Genomic DNA, 19150 nt, shown 5'->3' on the forward strand with positions numbered 1-19150 from the left:
GAACGAGGAAGCGTGCCGTCCTCATCGAAGCCGCCGGCTCAGCTGCCGATCGCCTCGCTGCGGACGAAGCCGGCGAAGCGGTCGGCGAACTCCGCGCTGACGTAGAGCCTGCCGTCGTTCTGCACGAAGAGCTCGAGGTTGTCCGCCAGCCACTTCGTGAAGACCGGGCCGGTGCGGTGGTCGTCGAACGCCTTGCGGTCCTTCCAGGCGCCGAGGAAGATCACCTCGTTCGCGGGAGGCGGGGGCTTGGAGCCGTCCACGATGGAGGTGTGCAGGCAGTACATGGAGGTGTCGGGCTCGTACTTCTTCACCTGCAGCACCAGTTCCTCCAGCGCCGTGACCGCCTCCTCTCGCCGGCCTTCGGCGTGCCACCACTTCGTGAGGATGCAGATCATCTGGTCTGGCCCTTCCAGTGGTTGATCTCGTCCTGCAGCTTCTTCCGGTCCTCGGCGTTCGCGTAGAAGAAGCGGGGGCACAGCGTGTGCGCCGGGTTAGCGGGGTTCGGTGTGCGCATCAGCGCGACCGCCCTGTTCTTCAGCGCGTACATGCCGTGCACGGCGAGCGGCAGCGGGTCGCCGGTCCTCTCACCGTTGGGGGCGAGCTTGTCCTTGACCTTCTTCTGCCCGCCCGCGAAGGCGAGATAGAGGTCGTCAACGAGCTGCGAGTACGCCAGGTCGAACTCGTTCAGCGCGGCGCCCTCGGGGCCGCCCGTGGTGGCGCCGTTGCGCTGGACGAACATCGCGGGGTGGACCGCGTCGTAGTCGGCCAGGAGCAGGGAGCCCTTCGGCTCGTCCCCGGCCTTCTGGTCCGTGCGGAAGCGGCGGCCGGTCTGGAGTTCCCGGAAGCGGGCGTAATGGGAGTACATCTGCCAGCCGGAGTTGAGCCTGTCCTCGTCGGTGACCTTCTTGGCCTGCTCTTCCAGCTTGCCCTCCGGCAGCCCCTCACCCTCGTCGATGATCTTGTGGATGGCCGCCACCGCGGTCTTGCGGTCCTTCACCTCGATGACCTGGCCCGCGCCGCCGTAGTACTCCGTTGCCCTCACCTGGCGAGTGGCGCTGAAGTCCCGGTCCTTGCACTTCTCTTCCAGCGCGGTCCTGATCGCTTCGTAGAACTCGCCGATGGTGGGGTAGCTGTTCTCGGCGCACCTGATGGCGCTCACCGCGGCCGCACCATGGAACGGGTGCTCGATCCTGACGAAGCTGTCCACGGCCACGCGCGTGAGGGGGCGCAGCGCGAGCTCGCCGATGCCGGAGATCAGGGGGTTGTTGAGCGGATACTCGGGGACCGGCTTCAGACCCTTGTGGCCGCGGAAGTCGACGGGCTTGACGCTCGGCGCCTCCCCGAGGGCGTTGAGGACGTTGGCGGCGAGCGCCATGTGGAGCATCTCCTCCATGACCACGCTGCGGATCGTCTGCGCCGCGTCGGTGTTGGTGCCGTCCTTGATCGAGTAGAGGGCGGTGAGGTAGACGGGGATGGTGCTGAGCTCCAGGCCGACGGCCAGCTGCAGGAGGGCCTTGAGCTCCGCGATGTCCTTGATCGGTTCCGGTTTCTTGGGCGTGGTCACTTGCTCAGCTCCTCGGCGATCTCGTCACCCGTGCGGAGGGCCAGGGCGGTCATGGTGAGCGTCGGGTTGGAGGTGCCCAGCGTCGGCATGCTGCCGCAGCCGGCGATGAACAGGTTGGGCAGGTCGTGGCTGCGCTGGTGGCTGTCGACGACCGAGGTCTTCGGGTCGTCGCCCATCCGGTGGGTACCGACGACGTGCCCCGCACCGCGCACCCAGTAGGTCGTGCCCTGGTAGGTGACGGCAGCCGCGTCGTCCGGTGTGTAGTACGTGTAGTCGCCGGTCTCGTAGTGAGGGCGCCGGCGTTTCTCCGTCATGCCCAGCCGCGCGAACAACTGCCTGCTGGCCTCCGCCGCCCAGGGCAGCGACGCCTTCACGTAGTCCGACAGGTCGTACTCGATGACCGGCCGGTGTTTGCCGAGCGCGTCCTTGTAGTGGTCGTCGACGGTGACCCGGTTGCGTGCCTCGGGGTCCTGCTCCAGTTCCCAGGCGATCCGGAACTGGCGGGGCAGGATCTCGCCGAGCCGCTTGCGCAGCGCCTTGCCGTAGAGCTGCGCCTTGCCGTCGTTGCCGCCGCCGACGAGGTCGAGGACGGTGACGTACGGCGCGTTCTCCGGGAAGTTCCAGCCCCAGTTGCCGATCTCCACGCGGAAGGCGGTGTGTTGGTCGCGGAAGGTGCCGTCGCGGAAGGTGGGGATGCCGGAGGTGGACCCGGGGCCCCGGAAGGCGCCGACGTTCTCCGGCAGCAGGCCCCAGGTGAGCAGCAACGGGTGGTCCATCAGGTTCCTGCCGACCTGGTCGCTGCTGTTGGCGGCGTTGCCGGAGGCAAGCAGCAGGGTGGCGTTCTCGATGGCGTTGGCGGCCAGGACGTAGGTGCGGGCGGTCACCGTGTGCTCCGTCGGTCCGGTGCCGTCGTCGTAGTACCTCTTGTACCTGAGGCCGGTGACCTTTGCCCGCTCCGTCTCCGCTCCCTTGGCGTGCATCACCTCCATGGCGACGGACTGGCTCTGGACGGCGACCCTGGCCCGGGTCCCGGGTTTCTCGTTCTCCTTCAATTCGTAGGGGTACTTGACGATCAGCTCGTACAGCGTCTTGAGCGCGTTGTACTTGGCCTGGACCGGACAGATCGGGATACAGCTGGAGTTGCCCTCGCAGCGCTGGCCGCGGTCGGCGTTCCCCGCGGCGCCGACGATCCGGTAGTCCGTCGTGGTCGGGGTGGAGTTGCGGGCGACCGGCGTGTTGCTGATCCGGATGGCGAACTCGTGGTCCGGTTCACCCGGGTCCATACAGGGCAGTGTGATCGTCATGTCGTCGGCGTACTTCGCCATGTACTGGTCGAGGTAGCTGGAGGGGATCTCCTCCATCGGGAAGATGTACTTCCCGTCCCGGGTCTTCTTCGGGTCGCTGCTCCGGAAGTACTGGTCGAGGCCGTCGATGGGGTAGTACTGGTGCTCCACGTCGCCGGCGACGCCGATGATGTCCCACTCGGCCCGCTCGTAGTACGGCTTGAGGGTGTCGTAGTCGATCGGCCAGTCGACGCCCCTGCCGTAGTTGCTGCTCATTCTGAAGTCGTTGGGCAGCATCCGCAAAGTGGTGCCCAGCCAGTGCAGTGTGGTGCCGCCGAGTGAGCGGGCGTAGTCGCTGCCGAAGGGCATCGGGCCCTTCTGGACGAAGTAGCCCTGGTCGCTGATCTTCGGCTTGCCCTCGGTGTCCTTGAGCTTCCTGATGTCCAGCACGTCCGGCTGCGGAGCCGAACTGCTCGCGTGATAAGGGGAGTTGGGGACCTTGGCGAGCGCCTCGTGGTACGCCTCCACATAGGTGTCGTACTTGTCGGCGCTCAGGGCGGTGGCCCGGCCGGCCTCCAGGATCAGGATGCGGGGGAACTTTTTCTTCCTGGCGGCCTGTTCGATGACCGTCTTGGCGACGACGGCCCCGGAGATACCGCCGCCGACGATGACCAGGTCGTAGTCGGGGGAAGCGGGGTTGCTCATGGCTCTTCCTCGGGGTCGGGGGTCAGGGGGTCAGCAGGGACGGCGGTTCGGCCCAGGAGCCGTGGCCCGGGGGCTTGCCGCCCATCGGGTGGGCTCCGGCGGCGACCCAGACCAGGCCCTCGCGGTAGCCCTGGCTGGAGATGACGTGCTCGACGTCGTCCGCGGTCGCCCCGTGGAGATCGCGGTAGGCGCCGCTGAGCGGATACCAGTGGCCGAGGTACCAGAGCTTGATCAGGCTGACCACGACGGGCCCGAAGCGTGGGCTGTCGATCACGTCCCTCTTCAGGGCCGCGCCGTTCTTGGTCTGCTGGTCCGCGGTGAGCGCGTCGCTCGCGTACCGCAGCAGTTGTCCGGCCTCGCGTTCGCCGATCATCCGCAGCAGCGTGTCGTAGTACGTGTCGATCATGCCGGTGCCCGCCAGCTCCGCCCGGTCGAAGCCGGTGAGCTCGACGGAGAGGTCGGTGAAGATCTGTTTCGGGGTGGGGGGTGACGTGCTGTTGCCCATACGAGTACTCCCGTGCGGGGGTGAGGGGGTGGGTCAGACGAAGGTGCGGCTGAGGGGGCTGAGGTCCAGCGGGCGGGAGAGGTCCGGCTCGAAGGTGGAGTCGACGGACTGCTGGAAGCGGAAGAAGTCCGTGGGATCGGCTTCCTTCTTGATCTTGCGGAGCCGGTCCAGGCTGTCGCCGTAATAGGCCTTGGCCCAGTCCTTCTGGAGCGGGTCGATGTAGTTGACGCAGGCGCCGTGGAACCGGGAGCTGAGTGCCTCGCCGAAGTCGTAGGCCCACTCGACGTCGGCCCGGGTGTCGGCCGGGTCGTTCCAGATGGACTTGAGCTCGAAGATGTAGCGCTTGTCGCGGTGCGGGTACGGGCCGAGGTCGGTGCAGTCCGGTTTGAGAACCTTGCCCAGACCGTGGGTCCACACCACGAAGCTGTCGGGCGAGGGCGCGGCGGCCATGGCCTCCTGAACGGCCTTGATCATGTCCGCGTTCCAGCCCTCGTCTCCGATCATCCCCGAGCGGATGTAGGCCAGCCGGTCGCCGACCAGGGTGGAGCGGCCGATGGCCATCTCCAGCGCCGGCAGCGGCACCGAGTGCAGCTGCGCTTCGAAGGGGTTGAGCCGGAGCATCGGCTGGAGCAGGTCGATGCCGTCGGCGTAGGCGCCGTTGAACACCGGCGTGATCCGGAAGGAGGGAATGCGCCGGGTGGGCTCGGCGGGGTCGGGCTGGAGGCCGGCGTACCCATAGGGAGGACCTCCAGACGCTCCGTGACGTCGTCGGCGACGATGACGGGGGCGTGGAGGGTGCCCTGGAAGTTCTCCTCCCACCGCGTCACCGGCGCGTCCTTCAGGACGTCCACGCCCGCCTTGGCGCCGACGAGGAAGGAGGGGTCGTCGGGCATGTACTCGTCCAGCCTGAGGGCGCGGTAGCCGTCGGCCGAGAGCATCACGCCGACGAAGGTCTCGCTGACGGATTTGAGCAGCGCCGTGACGTCCTCGTCCGCGATCGCGCCGTTGCCGCGGATGGTCTCCTTCACGTCCCGGTGCGCCTGCGCCTCGTGCCACTGCTGCAGGGCCGAGGTGACCAGGTTGAACTCGACCAGGCCCGTGAGGAAAGACCGGGCCTTCCCTCGCTGCTCGGGGGTGTCGGTCTTGAAGGTGATGATCAGATGGCGGCTGGGGTCACGCCCATGGCTCTTGAGGATGTTGCCCTGGAGGTCTTTGAGGACGGCCGTCACGGCCTCCTTCGTGTTGCGGGTCGGCGGGATCTCGATATCGGGGTCGATCGCCTTTTGTTTCAGATCAATTGCCATACCCTCCTCATTCACACCAAAGAGAGTGAAAGTAATCGTGTTCTCCTGCATACCTTTGGCATATGCGAGAGGCAACGAAAGGGCCGCGGACGTGCACGGATGAACGGCACGGGAAGGTGTGCGCGGAGCAGTGACATTCACTCGCCCGCAGCAGCGCCCCCGGGTCCCAAACCCACTGCCGGTGATCCGGTAGGTCACACCGGGGAACGAGAGCCGGTCCCGCAGGGTGGGGGCCGGCCCTCCCCCAGGGCCGACTGCGTCTAGCAGGCCCCATGCGTACGGCAGACGACCACCGGTTCGTCGTGTCCCAGACGTGGCGGAAGCCCCCACAAGCGTGCCGCCGCGGCCTGACTTGTCGCCGCTGCCCATCGAGTCGCAAGCCCCGTGCTCACCCACGGCCCCGCGGAGTCCGGAGCCGAATTTTGACATCAGGGAACGCATGTGCGAAAAGCGGCACCGGAAGTGCCCGGAGGCGTCAGCATTCTCCTGACTGGCCTACTTCAGGCCACAGTTGACCGTGTTCGGGAACACCGCGGTGAGCCGGTCGGCCGCCATCCGACCGCGATGGGAGGAGCCGTTGTCGACGATCCAGAACACGCGCTTGGCGCTTGCGTAGGGTTCCTGGCTCATGACCTGGGCAGCCAGGTATGAACGGGACGATGCCGGTGCGTTCTCCGGTGCGGCCGAACACCTTCGTGGCGTGGACGTCGTAGGCGGCGAGGCAGGCCAGGGCACCGCCTCGTAGGTGGGATTGACGCGCATCGCCCTGGCCTCGCCGGGGGCGAGGGTGGGGTGGCAGCGGCACCGGGCCTGGATGGAGGTCTTCTCGTCCGCGCTGATCACGTACTCGTCATCGCCGAGCTGTTCGCCCTGCCAGGTGCGGGCGTACAGGTCCAGCACCCAGGCGGCCTTCAGCCGGACACGACCAGCGTGAGAGCGGTACTGCACTCTCGACAGGCAGCCGGCAGGCCGGCGCCTTGACCGCGGCGGCCTGCAGCGGTGTGAACGAGGCGGGACGGCTACAGCGTGCACGGTCTTCGGGCCCGAGCAGGCCCGACCTGGGTGAACCGGCCACGCCTGCGGCGCACGGTGTCCAAATGCAGCCCCGTCTCCCGGGCGATGCATACGTTTGGAGCGTCCACGCGCGGCATGCGGCACCACCTGTGCACGCACCCGCAGCCGGTGCTCGGTCTTGTGGCCGTAGGCCATCTTCTTCAACCGCACGCGTTCGGCGGCACTCGAGGCTATCGGACACGGGGTGCGGACGGGCACGGCGGGCGAACCGATCGGCCGGAGTGGATCACTGGTACCCGCAGCCTGTCCCGCCCCAGCCCCCGCAATGACCGGTGCCAGAGGCCACTCGGACAGGGAAAACGCAACTTCGACATGACCCGCAGAGGCAGCTACCTTCACCTGGTCTTCGGCGATCGCCCACGGTCGCACAGGAGTTCCCCCAGGCTGAGCCACCCGCGACGGGATGAGGTGGTCACGCCCCACGAATCCTCGCCCCCATGCCCAAGCCACCGAACCGGGTCCACACCAGGCACCCTCGACAAGGGAGACGCATGCCCCATCTTGCGCTGTACACGTTCGGCGTCCTGAAGTCACCTCTCGCCGATCCCGCACCCCTCACGCGCGAGTTCTACGACATGGGTGAGGCCGTCTACGGGAAGATCGGCCAGCAGCCCGGATACCTCGCGCGTGCTGAAGCGGCAGACGGCGACCGGGGCATGCTCTTCGAGGCGGACTGGGGTGCATGGGGAGAGTTCGCCGTACCGACGTGGTACGGCAAGGGCCGTACTGTGGAAACCACCGCCCTGGCCGCGACCCTCTCACTCTGGACCGACCTGCGCCCCGCCTTCGACGCCGTCTACGCCGGTCTGCACCGTGAGGCGCTCAACAGGCGCTATGACTGGTTCGAGAGGACAGGGCACCCGAGTTACGTGTTCTGGTGGGTCGCCGACGGCGTGATACCCACCTGGCAGGACGGGGTTTCCAGACTGGAGCACCTCCACGACCACGGCCCCGCGCCGCACGCCTTCACCTTCCACCACTCGTTCGCCCCGGACGGAACTCCGACCAGGATCAAAGACATCGGGCCGAAGAGCGCCCAGGTTCACTGACAAGGAAGCCTGAACGACACCACCACCTCTTTCAGCGACTCCGACGCACCCCTCGACATCCGGGCGCCGAGGGCGGGCGAGGTGCTGAGCGTGCCGGGCTGCAACTGACCCGGCACCACAGGAGAGTGGGCGATTGCCGACAGCGCTTTCCGATGGAATGCGGCAACAATTGGCCGAGCGGGGGCGAATCGGCTCACAAGGGCTTGACGGGGCGGGATGTGCTCGGCGCTACTGGAAGGCGAAGCCGGCCGTGTCGGGGGTCTGGTCCGGCGCCTGCCCGGTGGGTCGAATCGCTCCGTCCTCCCCCACCGAGACGCAGGTCAGGGGTCTGATGGTGCGGCGACGATGGGCAGCGGCGGTGGGCCTGATGGCGTGCCTGTTGCTGCATCTCGTCGCGCCGGGGCTCGCGCAGGGCGGGCGCGCGGCGGAGGCCGCCGCGGTCACGGCGGCAGTGGATGCGGTGGAGCCGGGGGCGGCTTCGGGCACCGAGGCCGAAAGGGCCGGGGAGCCCTGTCCATGCGGGGAGGAGCCGTCGGTCCGGCGGGCGGCGGCACGGACGCCGAGGGCGGCGGGCGCGGCCCGGGCGGGCGCCGTGGTGACCGGTGCGCCCGTCTTGGACCGGGGCGGTACGGACGTCCGAGCGGTGCGAACGGGTCGGCGCCCGGGGACGGTTGTACCCCCCAACGCCGTGGTGCTACAGACGTTTCGTTGCTGAGTGACGGCAGTACCGACAAGGGCCTGCGCCGTGCGGCCCGAGTACTGCCTGGTGCCGGTACGCGGTCATGTGCAGGTCTTCGTGTGTCCCCATGCCGATGACACAGGAGGCGGAGTTGCCCAGAAAACGCGTTCTGATCCTGAAGCCGGACGAACTGAACCCGACCGACCAGAAGATGTGGCGGGAGATACGGACGGAGTCCGGAGTCCCGGCGAATCCTTTTCTCGACCCGGTGTTCACGACGGCGGTGGGGCAGGTCAGGCCCGCGGCCAGAGTGGCGGTGCTGCACGACGACGGCTCCCCGGTCGGGTTCTTCCCGTACGAGAGGGGCCCCTTGGGGCAGGGCCGGGCCATCGGGCTCGGTGTGTCCGACAGTCAGGGGGCCGTGTTACGCCCGGGGATCCGGCTCGACGCCCGCAGGTTGCTGCGGGCCTGCGGGCTGTCGTCCTGGGAGTTCGACAACCTCGAGGCCGGCCAGGGGGCGTTCGTGCCGCACGCGGTCGAGGAGCTCGCGTCCCCGGTCGTCGACATCGGCGAGGGGTTCGAGCGGTACACGGAGCGGCTGCGCGCGAAGTCACCCAGCTTCCTCAGACAGACTTTGGCCAAGGAACGCAGGCTGGCCCGGCAGGTCGGCGAGGTGCGGTTCTCGTACGACGCCCGGGACCCGGGCGCCTTGCGGGCGCTGATGGAATGGAAGTCGGCGCAGTACCGGCGGACCGGCCGGCGCGACCGGTTCGCGCAGGAGTGGATCACCCGGCTGGTGAGGCTGCTCGGGAGGAGCGAGGAACCGGAGTGCCGTGGCGTGCTGTCCGTGCTGTACGCGGCGGACCGGCCCGTGGCCGCGCACTTCGGTCTGCGCTCGCGCACGGTGCTGTCCTGGTGGTTCCCGGCGTACGACCGCGACTACGCCAAGTACTCCCCCGGCCTCGTGCTCCAGCTGAAGATGCTGGAGGCCGCGGCGGCCGACGGAGTCGAGACGGTCGACCTGGGGAGCGGTCCGGCCCGCTACAAGGACTCGCTCAAGACCCGTGACCTGCGGGTGTACGAGGGGGTGGTGGTACGGCCTGTGCCGGGCGGGGCCGTCCACTGGCTGGGCCGGGAGCCCGGGCGGGCCGCCCGTCGCTTCGTGCGCAACCGGCCCCACCTGGCGGGCGCGACGGCACGGACGCTGGAGGGAGTGGGGCGGCTGCGCGGTCACTGAGACCGGCCGGTCCGGGCGCCCGGCTCCGGGGAACCGGGCGCACCGCGGTCACCTCGTGGCGGTCCAGCTGTGGGCGACGTCCACGATGACGCGGCCGTCCAGCTGCACCACCCGGAAGGGCAGCCGGGCGCGGACGCCGAGCCCGATCTGCGTCTCGCCCTCGAAGCTGCCGGCGAACCGGGTGTCCCGGAAGGTGCGGTAGCCGGTGAGGTCCACGCCCGGCAGCGGGCGCGCCACCCGGCCGGGATACGTGGCGGCGCCGGTCTCCGGGTCGTAGGCGGGCGCGGCCACCCGTACCTCGAGGACCGCTCCACCGGCCACGGGTATGTGCCGGCCGGATCCGTCCTGGTGGAGCCGGTCGACGTAGCGGACCGAGTAGCCGACGTCGCCGCCCGCGCCCGGCAGGTCGATGACCATCCGGTCGAAGCAGGCGTGACGGCCGGTCCGGATGTCCCTGACCGGCGCGAGCGTGCCGCTGGTGTCGGTCTTGGGCAGGCTCCCCCAGCCGGTCGGGCAGGCCGTGGCCCGGGCGGCGGCCTGGGCGGCGCCCGGTGCGGCACCGGCCGGGGCCGCCGCCACTCCCACCGTGGCGCCCACGAGCGCGAGAGTCGCGCATGCTGTTCCGATTCGTACCATTACCGCCCCCGAGGCTCGTATGTTGCTGATATCGGGTGAGACGGCCGGACGGACCGAAAGGTTGCACTCACCGCGCCGGAGCGCCGACCATGGCACATCCTGGTGGGGAACGATGGGCTCCGGTGCGTCCGTACCGGGAGGACGCGACATGGATGAGGCAACCGCCGTACCGGACGGGCCGCGGTCACCCGAGGGCCGGAGCCGGGGCGGTGGTGACCGCCGGGTCCGTACCTGGGACACCGGCCGGATCGAGGATGCCCTGGCCGGTCCGCTGATCGAGGCCGTGCGGGACCTCAGCGGCTACGGCGGGCTTGTCTACCTGCGCTCCCGCGACCGGCGTTCGCTCGTGCTCGCGATGGTGACCGGGGTGCCCCGGTCACTGCTCAAAACCTGGTGGCGGGTGCCGGTGGGCGGTGCGCTGCCCATGGCGGAGGCCTACCGGCGGAACGAGACCCTGTGGCTGCCGGACGAGCGCGCCACCATGGTGCGCTTCCCGCACTTCACCGCCGGGCTGCCGTACTCCTTCGGCTCGGCCTACCAGCCCGTCCGGGCCGGCGGGGAGGTCGTGGGTGTGCTGGTGGTGCTGCGTTCGGCCGCGCGGTCGCCGATGGACGCCGACGCTGTGGAGCCGGCGCTGCGCCCCGCCGGGAAGGCCCTGGAGGAGCGTCTCACCCGCCTCGCCGCCGGCCGGCCGGGCACGGGCTCCGCGGCGTACCGCGTCGAGTACGACGGCGAACCGGTCGGCGTGCGGCTGCCCACGCCCGCCGTCCACCCCGTCCGGGTCGGTCTCATCGACTGGGATCTGGACAGCGACCGGTGCACGGCGGACGACGAGGCCCTCGCCCTGCTCGGCATCGACCGGGCGGACTTCGGCGGCACGATGGCGGACATCGAGGCCCGTGTCAGCTCCGACGACCTGCACGAACTGCGGGCGAGTCGGCACGACGCGCTCATGCTCGGCCGGGTCAGGTCCCGGCACTTCCGGGTGCGGGACGACTCCAAAGGCGACGAGGAGGTCAGCTACCGGCCCGTCGAGCTGTGGGGGCATCTCGGCGGCACGGGTTCCGACCGGATCCTGGTGGGGGCCCTCGTCGACGCGGTCAGCGGGCTCACGGCGGCCGAGGCCGCCGAGCGGCTGCCCGACGGTCTCTTCTCGCTGGACCAGGACGGCCGCCTGACGTACGCCAACCGCCGCTGCGAGGAACTGCTGGGCGGCGGCCGGGAAGCCCTTTTGGGCCGCTGTCCGTGGGAGGTGATCACCTGGCTCCGGGATCCCGCGTACGAGGACCGCTACCGGGCGGCGATGCTGTCACAGGAGCAGGTGTCGTTCCTCGTGCGGCATCCCGCCGGGAACTGGCTGAGCTTCGTGCTGTATCCGGATGTGCACGGACTGACGGGCCGCGTCCATCCGACCGGCCCGCCCACCGGGGCCGAGGCGGCGCGCGACGCCGGGTTTGCCGCCGGTCCCGTGTCGCGGGCTGAGGCTGTGGCGCCGCCGCCCGGGCCGGTCGCCGCGGCGCGTGCCGGGGCGCTGTACCACGTGGTGCAGATGGCGAGCGTGCTCACCCAGGCGGTCACCGTCGAGGATGTGTGCCGGGCCGTCTCCGAGCAGCTTCTGCCCGCGTTCGGCGTCCGGGAGCTCGCCCTGTACACGGTCCGCGAGGGCCGGATGTACCTGCTGTGGGAGTCGGGCTACCCGGAGGGCTTCCTCGCGCCGTTCGAGGGTGTCACCCTCGACACGCAACTGCCCGGCGTGCACGCGCTGACCACGCAGCTGCCGCTCTTCTTCGAGTCGCCCGAGGAGCTCTCCGTCGCCTACCCGGGCATCGCCCTGGACCGTATGAGCGCCTGGTCGTTCCTGCCGCTGATCGCCTCGGGGCATCCCGTCGGCTCGTGCATCCTCGGCTGGGAAACCCCGCACCGGTTCACCGCCGACGAGCGTTCCGCGCTCACCGCGCTGAGCGGTCTGGCCGCGCAGGCGCTGGAGCGGGCGCGGCTGTACGACGCCGAGTCCGCCGTCGCCCGCGGTCTCCAGGAGGGGCTGCTGCCGCGCCGGCTGCCCGATGTCGAGGGGCTGCGCACCACCGGCCGCTATCTGCCCGGCACCCAGGGCATGGCCATCGGCGGCGACTGGTACGACGTGATCACCACGGGGCGTGGGGTGGCCCTGGTCATCGGGGACGTCGAGGGCCACAGTGTCGGCGCCGCCGCGGTGATGGGCCAGCTGCGCAGCGCCGTGCACGCCTTCGCGGCGAGCGGGCGTCCGCTACAGGAGGTCATCACGCACACCAACCGGCACCTGGCCGAGCTGGAGGCGGACGTCTTCGCCACCTGCTGCTACATCGAGCTGGACCCGCGTACGGGGCGGGCGTTCGCCGTGCGGGCCGGGCATCCCCCGCCGCTGCTGCGCCATCCCGACGGGCACGCCGAGACGCTGGATCTGGCGGGCGGCGTCATGCTGGGGGTGCAGCCCGACGCGGTCTACCCCGTCACGGCGCTCGCGATGGCTCCCGGCAGCGTCCTCGCGCTGTACACCGACGGGCTCGTGGAGCAGCCCGGCAGCGACATCGAGGCGGGCATCGAGGAGGTCCGCCGCTGCCTTGCCGACACCCCGGCGGACTCGGTGGAGCATCTCGCCGACCGGCTGGTACGGACGGCGCGCCGCGCCCGGGAGCGGCCCGACGACGTGGCTCTGCTGCTGACGGCGTATCGCTGAGCGGCCGGGCCGCCCGGATGTCCACACCCGACGCCCCGGCGTCTCGCAGGTCTCCCGCCTCGCGCGATCGGCGTGGGCGGCGCGGTGCGGGGTACGGTGGGCGAGACGGGTGAGCGAGGCGGTGGTGGCGGTGGAGTGGCAGCGGTACGCCGAGCAGATGGCCATGCTGGCCCGCGATCTGGTGGCGCAGGATTCGGTGCAGGCGACGCTGGACGAGATCGCGGCAGCCGCGGTGAAGCTGGTCGAGGGCTGTGACGCGGCCGGGATACTGGCGGTGTCCAAGGGCCGGGCCATGACGCTCTCCGTGTGCGGCGACATGGTCGAGGAGTCCGACCGGTTGCAGGGCGAGCTGGGCGAGGGACCGTGCTTTGACGCGGCCCGGCGCGTGGACGGCGAGCGGCTGTTCCGTATCGCCGACATGACGAAGCCGCAGCCGTCCTGGCCGCGGTTCTCCCAGGCGGCCCGCGACCTCGGGATCGGCAGCATGACCGGTGTGCTGCTCTACACCGGCCAGGAGGACTTCGGCGCGCTCAACCTCTACTCGCGTCGGCCGGGGGCCTTCGGCAAGGACATCGAGGCCGCGGGCTGGCTGCTCGCCTCTCATGCCGCCGTCGCGCTGGCCACCGCCCGCACCGTCGACCAGCTCGAGCACGCCCTGGAGACCCGGCACGCCATCGGTGAGGCCATGGGAATCCTCATGGAACGCCACCGGCTGAACGAGGACGAGGCCTTCGACGTGCTGCGCCGCATCTCCCAGCACCACAACATCAAGCTGCGTGACGTCGCCCGGCACGTCCGCGTCGAGACCCCCGGCCAGGCCTGACCGGAGCGGTGGGGGCGGCGACCTCACGCCGGGCCGCCCAAGGGTGTGGCCGGGTGTGCTGCCGTGCTGGCAGAATCGCAGGCCACCGACGGCGACCGGGAGGCCGGCCTTGCAGACCCTCACGTCACAGGATCCAGTGGCCGTCGCCGTCACCGAAGCGATCCGGGGCGGCGATCTGCCCGGGCTCAGGGGGCTGCTGACCGAGCATCCCGGTCTGGCCACCGTCCGCATCACCGAGCACGACGAGGACGGCAAGGGCACGCGCAGTCTGCTGCACATCGCGACCGACTGGCCCGGTCACTATCCCCATGGTCCCGAGGTGATCACCGCCTTGGTCGCCGCCGGGGCCGATCCCGACGCCCGCTTCGGCGGTGCGCACGAGGAGACGCCGCTGCACTGGGCGGCCAGCAACAACGACGTGCCCGCCCTGGACGCGCTCATTGCCGCCGGGGCCGACATCGAGGCCCCCGGAGCGGTGATCGCCGGCGGCACACCGCTCGCCGACGCCCGCGCCTTCGGCCAGTGGCGTGCCGCGCACCGGCTCGTCGAGCACGGCGCCCGCACCAGCCTCCAGGACGCCGCCACGCTCGGTTTGCTGGACCGGGTCCAGGCGTACGTCGGGGCCGACGAGCCGCCCGGGCGCGACGAGATCACCAGCGCCTTCTGGGGCGCCTGCCACGGCGGTCACCTGCCCACCGCGCAGTACCTCCACCGGCACGGCGCCGACATCGACTGGTGCGGCTACGACGACCGGACCCCGCTCGACATCGCCCGCGCCCAGGGCGCCGACGACGTCGTGCGGTGGCTGCGCGGCCTGGGCGCGCGGAGCCGCTCGTAGCGGCACGACCCTGCGCGGTGGATGCCCGGGGCGCGGCTGCGTCCCCGGCAGGCCGTCCCCGGTCTCCGCACGGTCCGGGTCGTCTCACAGGCAGTAGCGCACGAGCCACTCGTCCTGGTTGTACGCGGTGCGCGCGGGGTCGGGCGTGCTGGCGGCGCGCTCCTCGACCATGTCTTCCAGGCGCACCGGCTCCGGGAGCGTCCCGAAGCGGGCCTGGCGTGCTGCGGCCTCCTCGCTGCTCCGCTGCGACGTCGCGTCGTCCACGGCGATTCCCCTCTCCGGCTGGTCTCTCCGACCGATCGGACTTTCTGGGCAAAGAGTTGACGTGCGAGGCGGGCTCATGGTTCCCGAGGGGTCGCTTGTTCGACCTGCGAAGTTTCCGCTCGGCTGTTCCCCTCTGGCGCTGTTCGACGCCGCCCTGTCGCCGCCCCGCTGCTGAAGCGGCCGCCGCTGAGCTGGAAGGTGTGCGGCGACAGCCACCACATCGGCTGCCCGTCGCGGCCTCGCGCAGCCCGGCGGTGGATTGGTCCGTCAAGGCGTCACGCAAGTGGACCTCCAACCGGGCCGCCGGGCTGCCTAGCGTCGGGGGCATGAACGCCACCACCACGCGGGGAACTCTTCTCGCCGCGCTCGCCTGCGTCCTCGTCGGAGGGTCCTTCACGGCCAACAGCGTCCTGGGCGACTACCCGTACGCGGGCGGCCAGTTCCTGCGCTACGGGCTGGCCTGTCTGGTGCTCGTGCCGCTGGCCGGGAAGGGCGCGACCGCGCGGCTACGGACGCTGGCACCCCGTCAGTGGGTCCGGCTCGCCCTGCTCGCCGCGGTCGGCATGGTCGGTTTCAACCTGGCCGTCATCGCCGCGGAGCGCACGGCGGAGCCCGCGGTTCCGGGCGTGTTCGTGGGCTGTGCGCCGGTGGTGGTCGCCGTGCTCGTGCCCCTCCTGGACGGGCGCAGGCCCCAACGGGCGGTGCTGTACGGGGCGCTGCTCGTGGCCGTCGGTGCCTGCACCGTCCAGGGCTGGGGGCGCACCGACGGCGCGGGCATCGCCTTCTCCGTGTGCGCCCTGGCGGGGGAGGTCGGGTTCGCCGTGCTCGCCGTTCCCGTACTGCGGCCCCTCGGCCCCCGGCTGCTGTCCGCCACAGTGTGCGCGGTCGCCGCGCTGGAGTCGGCGGCGGCCGGGCTACTGGTCGACGGCGCCGGGTGGCTGCGGCGTCCGGACGCCGTCGAGACCTCCGCGCTGCTGTGGCAGGCGGTGGTGGTCACGGTGGTCGGGTTCGTGTGCTGGTACATGGGCATGCAGCGGATCGGCGCGGAACGCGCCACCCTGTTCTCCGGCCTCATCCCGGTCACGGCCGCCTGCACCGCACCGCTCGTCGGCACGGGCTCCTACGGTCTCGCGCAGGCGGCGGGCAGCGCGCTGGTCGGCCTCGGCGTCGCCCTGGGGTCCGGGGCGCTGACGCGGACGGTGAGCACGAGGGGCGAACCGGGGGCGGCCCGCGAATGGCGTTCCCCGAAGCAGGACGGTGATCACGACCGGGCAGAGGCAGGCCGTCAGTGATCGTGCGAACAGCCACACCCACGGCGGCCACCTTCCGGGGGAACGACCGGCCCGAAGAGCGTGGCGACGCCGCGTCCGACGTGCCGGAGTGATCGCTCGCGCATCTAATGGACGGCATCGAACGTCTCAGGCCACACAGGGAGACCGCGTCCATGCCGCACACCCGCACCGGTGAAGGAGACAAGAATGCCGCGCATGCGGGTCTTTTGCGGCGGCTGGGCGAATGGTGCGCGCGCCACTTCGTGATCGTCATCATCGCGTGGCTCGTGGCACTGGTGGCTCTCCAGATCGTCAGCCGCTCGGCCGGGGGCACGTACTCCGACAACTTCACCCTGCCTCAAGCGCAGTCACAGAAGGGCCTGGACGTGCTCGAGGAGCACGATCCACAGGCCGGCGGCTACAGCAGCCAGATCGTGATGCACGACGACCGGCAGTCGCTGACCGCGCTGAGCTCCCAGATGTCCACGACGGTCGCCGACCTGGAGAAGCTGCCGCACGTTCTGTCGGCCCAGAACCCGCTCTCCGCCTCAGGCACGTCCTCCGGTCAGTCGCAGCAGAACGTCGGGCCGTTGTCGGACGACGAGAAGACGGCCTACATCACCGTCCGATTCGACGTGCAGCCGTCGACCCTCGGCGACGATTATCTGAACGGGGTCGACGACGCCGTACAGCCGCTGCGTTCGGCCGGAGCCGAGGTGGAGTACGGCGGGCCGCTCGGCGAGCTCGCCCGGCCGGCCTCCGACGACAGGGTGAGCGAGCTGATCGGCTTCGGTGTGGCCGTCATCGTGCTGCTGGTCGGGTTCGGGAGTGTGATCGCCGCCGGTGTCCCGCTGCTGACCGCGCTGATCAGCGTCGTCGGCGGACTGGCCATCCTCGGGCTGCTGGCCGCCGCGTTCACCTTCGCGACCGTCTCACCGACCCTGGCCACGATGATCGGCCTCGGTGTCGGGATCGACTACGCCCTGTTCCTGATTACCCGTCACCGGCAGAACATCTTCGACGGTGCGGACCCGGTGCGGGCCGCCGGGCAGGCCGCGAGCACCAGCGGCCGCGCCGTGCTCGTCTCCGGCTGCACCGTGATCATCGCGCTGGCGGGCCTGTCCGCGTCCGGGGTCTCCTTCATCGCCAAGCTCGGGCTCGCCGCCGCCGTCACCGTCGTCTCGGCCGTCGTCGGCGCGCTCACCCTGGTCCCGGCCCTCCTCGGGCTCCTCGGCCGGCACATCGACCGCTACCGGGTGCGCCGCCCCGTCGCCGAGACGGACGCTGCGGCGGGTGACGCACCGCAGGGCACCTGGCACCGGTACGCGCAACGGGTGGAGCGCAGGCCGTTGCGGTTCCTGGCGGCTGGTGTCGTCGTGATCGTCGTCCTGGCGATCCCGGTGCTGTCCATCCGGCTCGGCCACATCGGTGACGGCGCCGACCCGGCCTCCTACACCGACCGGCGGGCGTACGACCTGATGACCGACGCGTTCGGGCCCGGCTCCAACGGTCCGCTGACCGTGGTCATCGACCAGACGGACGTACCGGACTCGCAGCGCTCCGGACTGGCCTCGAAGGCCCAGCAGACGCTCGACTCGGTCGAAGGCGCCGCGGTCGTCACACCCCTGACGCCCACACAGGACGGGGACGTCCTGATCGGCACGGTCTATTCGGCACGGTCCCCGCAGAGCGCCACGACGACGGACCTGACCAACCGTCTGGTCGACACCACGCTGCCGGACGCTGTCCGGGGCACGGACGCCAAGGGGTATGTCACCGGTACGACGGCCGCGCAGGTCGACTTCCGCGACATCGTCGCCTCCCGGCTGCCGTTGATCATCGCCGTCGTGGTCGCCCTGGCGTTCGTGATCATCCTGGCTGTGTTCCGGGGGCTGCTCGTCGCCGTGAAGGCCGCCGTCCTCAACGTCTTGTCGATCGCCGCCTCCTACGGCGTCGTCGTCGCGGTGTTCCAGTGGGGCTGGGGCGGTCCCGCCCTCGGCGTCAACGGCACGGTGCCCATCGAGAGCTATGTGCCGATGATGATGTTCGCCATCATCTTCGGCCTCAGCATGGACTACGAGATCTTCCTGTTGTCCCGGGTCCACGAGGCGTGGCTGCGCACCGGGGACGCCAAGGCCTCGGTCGCGCACGCCCTGGAGATCACGGCCCGGGTCATCACATGTGCCGCGCTGATCATGGTGAGCGTGTTCGCCGCGTTCATCGTCAGCGACAGCATCGTGGTCAAGATGCTCGGGCTGGGGCTGGCCGTCAGCGTGCTCATCGACGCCACCGTCGTACGCCTGCTCATGGTGCCCGCCGTGATGACGTTGCTGGGGCGGCACGCCTGGTGGGCTCCGCGGTGGCTGGAGCGAGTGCTGCCCCGCATCGACGCCGAGGGGGGACGGGCGTAGGCGGTGGAGGTGGAGCACCAGGTGGACCAGGGCGACGGTGCCGACCGACACGATCAGGGTGCGCACGACGGCGGGGCTGAAGCGGCGGCCCGTCCTGGCTCCGATCAGGCCGCCCAGCGCGGAACCCGCGGCGATCAGCAGGACGGCCGTCCAGTCGAACTCCGCTAAGAAGACGAAGAGCACGGCGGCGACGGTGTTGACGACGGCGGCCAGCACGTTCTTGACGGCGTTGAGCCGCTGGAGCGTGTCGTCGAGCAGCATGCCCATGAGGGAGACGTAGATGACGCCCTGCGCGGCGGAGAAGTAGCCGCCGTAGACGCTGGCGAGCGTCAGGCCGGTGACCAGCAGCGGGCCGCCGTCACGGTGGCCGGGACCGCCTGCCGGGCGACGGCGCCGCACCCTTTTGGCGATCAGCGGCTGGCAGGCGACCAGGACGAGGGCGAGGCTCACGAGGACCGGCACGATCCGCTCGAAGGCCGATTCGGGCAGGGTCAGCAGCAGAACGGCGCCCGCGAGGCCGCCCAGCACGGCGGCGATGCCGAGCAGCAGGACGCGGCGTCGCTGCCCGCGGAGTTCCTCGCGGTAGCCGATGGCCGCGCTGATGGAGCCGGGGACCAGGCCCAGCCCGTTGGACACCGTGGCGGTGACCGGGGGCAGGCCGGTGGCGAGCAGTACCGGGAAGGTGATCAGCGTTCCGAGCCGACGACGGCGTTGACGGCGCCCGCGCCCGTACCGGCCGCGAACACGGCCGCCATCTCGCCCGGCGTCACAGTGCCGCTCCTCCGACGGCA

The 19150-nt window shown here is 70.5% G+C and carries 16 protein-coding genes and 1 pseudogene; 7 read left to right on the forward strand and 10 right to left on the reverse strand.

The genetic code is table 11. The features are described 5' to 3' along the window. Positions 1-38: 38 nt before the first annotated feature. From V8690_RS00575 to V8690_RS00605, 7 genes are all read right to left on the reverse strand, one after another. Positions 39-395, reverse strand: a complete 357-nt coding sequence (locus V8690_RS00575) for an antibiotic biosynthesis monooxygenase (protein WP_338775325.1) — start codon at positions 393-395, stop codon at positions 39-41. Continuing rightward, complete coding sequence (locus V8690_RS00580; protein ID WP_338775326.1) at positions 392-1564, reverse strand: ferritin-like protein; 1173 nt, start codon at positions 1562-1564, stop codon at positions 392-394. The genes V8690_RS00575 and V8690_RS00580 overlap by 4 nt, the downstream gene beginning before the upstream one ends. After that, positions 1561-3552: a GMC family oxidoreductase gene (locus V8690_RS00585; protein WP_338775327.1), complete on the reverse strand. Its 1992-nt coding sequence runs from the start codon at positions 3550-3552 to the stop codon at positions 1561-1563. Before V8690_RS00585 ends, V8690_RS00580 begins: the two co-directional genes overlap by 4 nt. Positions 3553-3574: 22 nt before the next feature. Then, positions 3575-4057: a hypothetical protein gene (locus V8690_RS00590; RefSeq protein WP_338775328.1), complete on the reverse strand. Its 483-nt coding sequence runs from the start codon at positions 4055-4057 to the stop codon at positions 3575-3577. Between the two features lie 33 nt (positions 4058-4090). Beyond that, positions 4091-4618 (reverse strand): BBE domain-containing protein, encoded by a 528-nt coding sequence (locus tag V8690_RS00595; protein WP_338775329.1) that lies wholly within the window; start codon positions 4616-4618, stop codon positions 4091-4093. Beyond that, entirely contained in the window at positions 4558-5361 is an 804-nt protein-coding gene (locus V8690_RS00600; protein WP_338775330.1) for a hypothetical protein, read from the reverse strand. Before V8690_RS00600 ends, V8690_RS00595 begins: the two co-directional genes overlap by 61 nt. Before the next feature lie 495 nt (positions 5362-5856). Then, entirely contained in the window at positions 5857-6309 is a 453-nt protein-coding gene (locus V8690_RS00605) for a hypothetical protein (RefSeq protein WP_338775331.1), read from the reverse strand. 617 nt (positions 6310-6926) lie between these two features. Here V8690_RS00605 and V8690_RS00610 point away from each other — a divergent pair. Together V8690_RS00610 and V8690_RS00615 are read left to right on the forward strand one after the other, a co-directional pair. Further along, the gene (locus V8690_RS00610; RefSeq protein WP_338775332.1) at positions 6927-7484 is read left to right on the forward strand and encodes a DUF3291 domain-containing protein; all 558 of its coding nucleotides are present in this window, start codon (positions 6927-6929) and stop codon (positions 7482-7484) included. A gap of 812 nt (positions 7485-8296) precedes the next feature. After that, positions 8297-9400, forward strand: a complete 1104-nt coding sequence (locus V8690_RS00615) for a GNAT family N-acetyltransferase (RefSeq protein ID WP_338785192.1) — start codon at positions 8297-8299, stop codon at positions 9398-9400. 48 nt (positions 9401-9448) lie between these two features. Here V8690_RS00615 and V8690_RS00620 read toward each other — a convergent pair whose 3' ends face one another. Next, positions 9449-10036 (reverse strand): hypothetical protein, encoded by a 588-nt coding sequence (locus V8690_RS00620; protein ID WP_338775333.1) that lies wholly within the window; start codon positions 10034-10036, stop codon positions 9449-9451. Between the two features lie 148 nt (positions 10037-10184). On the opposite strand from V8690_RS00620, the gene V8690_RS00625 reads away from it, so the two are divergent. The 3 genes from V8690_RS00625 (at position 10185) to V8690_RS00635 (ending at position 14413) form a co-directional block, all read left to right on the forward strand. Beyond that, positions 10185-12752, forward strand: a complete 2568-nt coding sequence (locus tag V8690_RS00625; RefSeq protein ID WP_338775334.1) for a SpoIIE family protein phosphatase — start codon at positions 10185-10187, stop codon at positions 12750-12752. A 130-nt stretch (positions 12753-12882) separates the two neighbouring features. After that, positions 12883-13575, forward strand: coding sequence for a GAF and ANTAR domain-containing protein (locus V8690_RS00630; protein ID WP_338785193.1), 693 nt, complete (start codon positions 12883-12885; stop codon positions 13573-13575). Between the two features lie 109 nt (positions 13576-13684). Then, positions 13685-14413, forward strand: coding sequence for an ankyrin repeat domain-containing protein (locus V8690_RS00635; protein WP_338775335.1), 729 nt, complete (start codon positions 13685-13687; stop codon positions 14411-14413). Between the two features lie 84 nt (positions 14414-14497). Here V8690_RS00635 and V8690_RS00640 read toward each other — a convergent pair whose 3' ends face one another. Continuing rightward, positions 14498-14677 carry a hypothetical protein gene (locus V8690_RS00640; RefSeq protein WP_338775336.1) on the reverse strand — a complete coding sequence of 60 codons (180 nt, stop codon included), beginning with the start codon at positions 14675-14677 and terminating at the stop codon, positions 14498-14500. A gap of 326 nt (positions 14678-15003) precedes the next feature. On the opposite strand from V8690_RS00640, the gene V8690_RS00645 reads away from it, so the two are divergent. After that, positions 15004-15969, forward strand: coding sequence for a DMT family transporter (locus V8690_RS00645; RefSeq protein WP_338775337.1), 966 nt, complete (start codon positions 15004-15006; stop codon positions 15967-15969). 152 nt (positions 15970-16121) lie between these two features. Then, the gene (locus tag V8690_RS00650; RefSeq protein WP_338775338.1) at positions 16122-18359 is read left to right on the forward strand and encodes an MMPL family transporter; all 2238 of its coding nucleotides are present in this window, start codon (positions 16122-16124) and stop codon (positions 18357-18359) included. Positions 18360-18371: 12 nt separating this feature from the next. Here V8690_RS00650 and V8690_RS00655 read toward each other — a convergent pair. Beyond that, positions 18372-19129 (reverse strand): annotated as a pseudogene (locus V8690_RS00655) (sulfite exporter TauE/SafE family protein); the annotation flags it as partial. Positions 19130-19150 lie beyond the last annotated feature (21 nt).

The sequence above is a fragment of the Streptomyces sp. DG1A-41 genome (genome assembly GCF_037055355.1).
GTDB lineage: Bacteria > Actinomycetota > Actinomycetes > Streptomycetales > Streptomycetaceae > Streptomyces.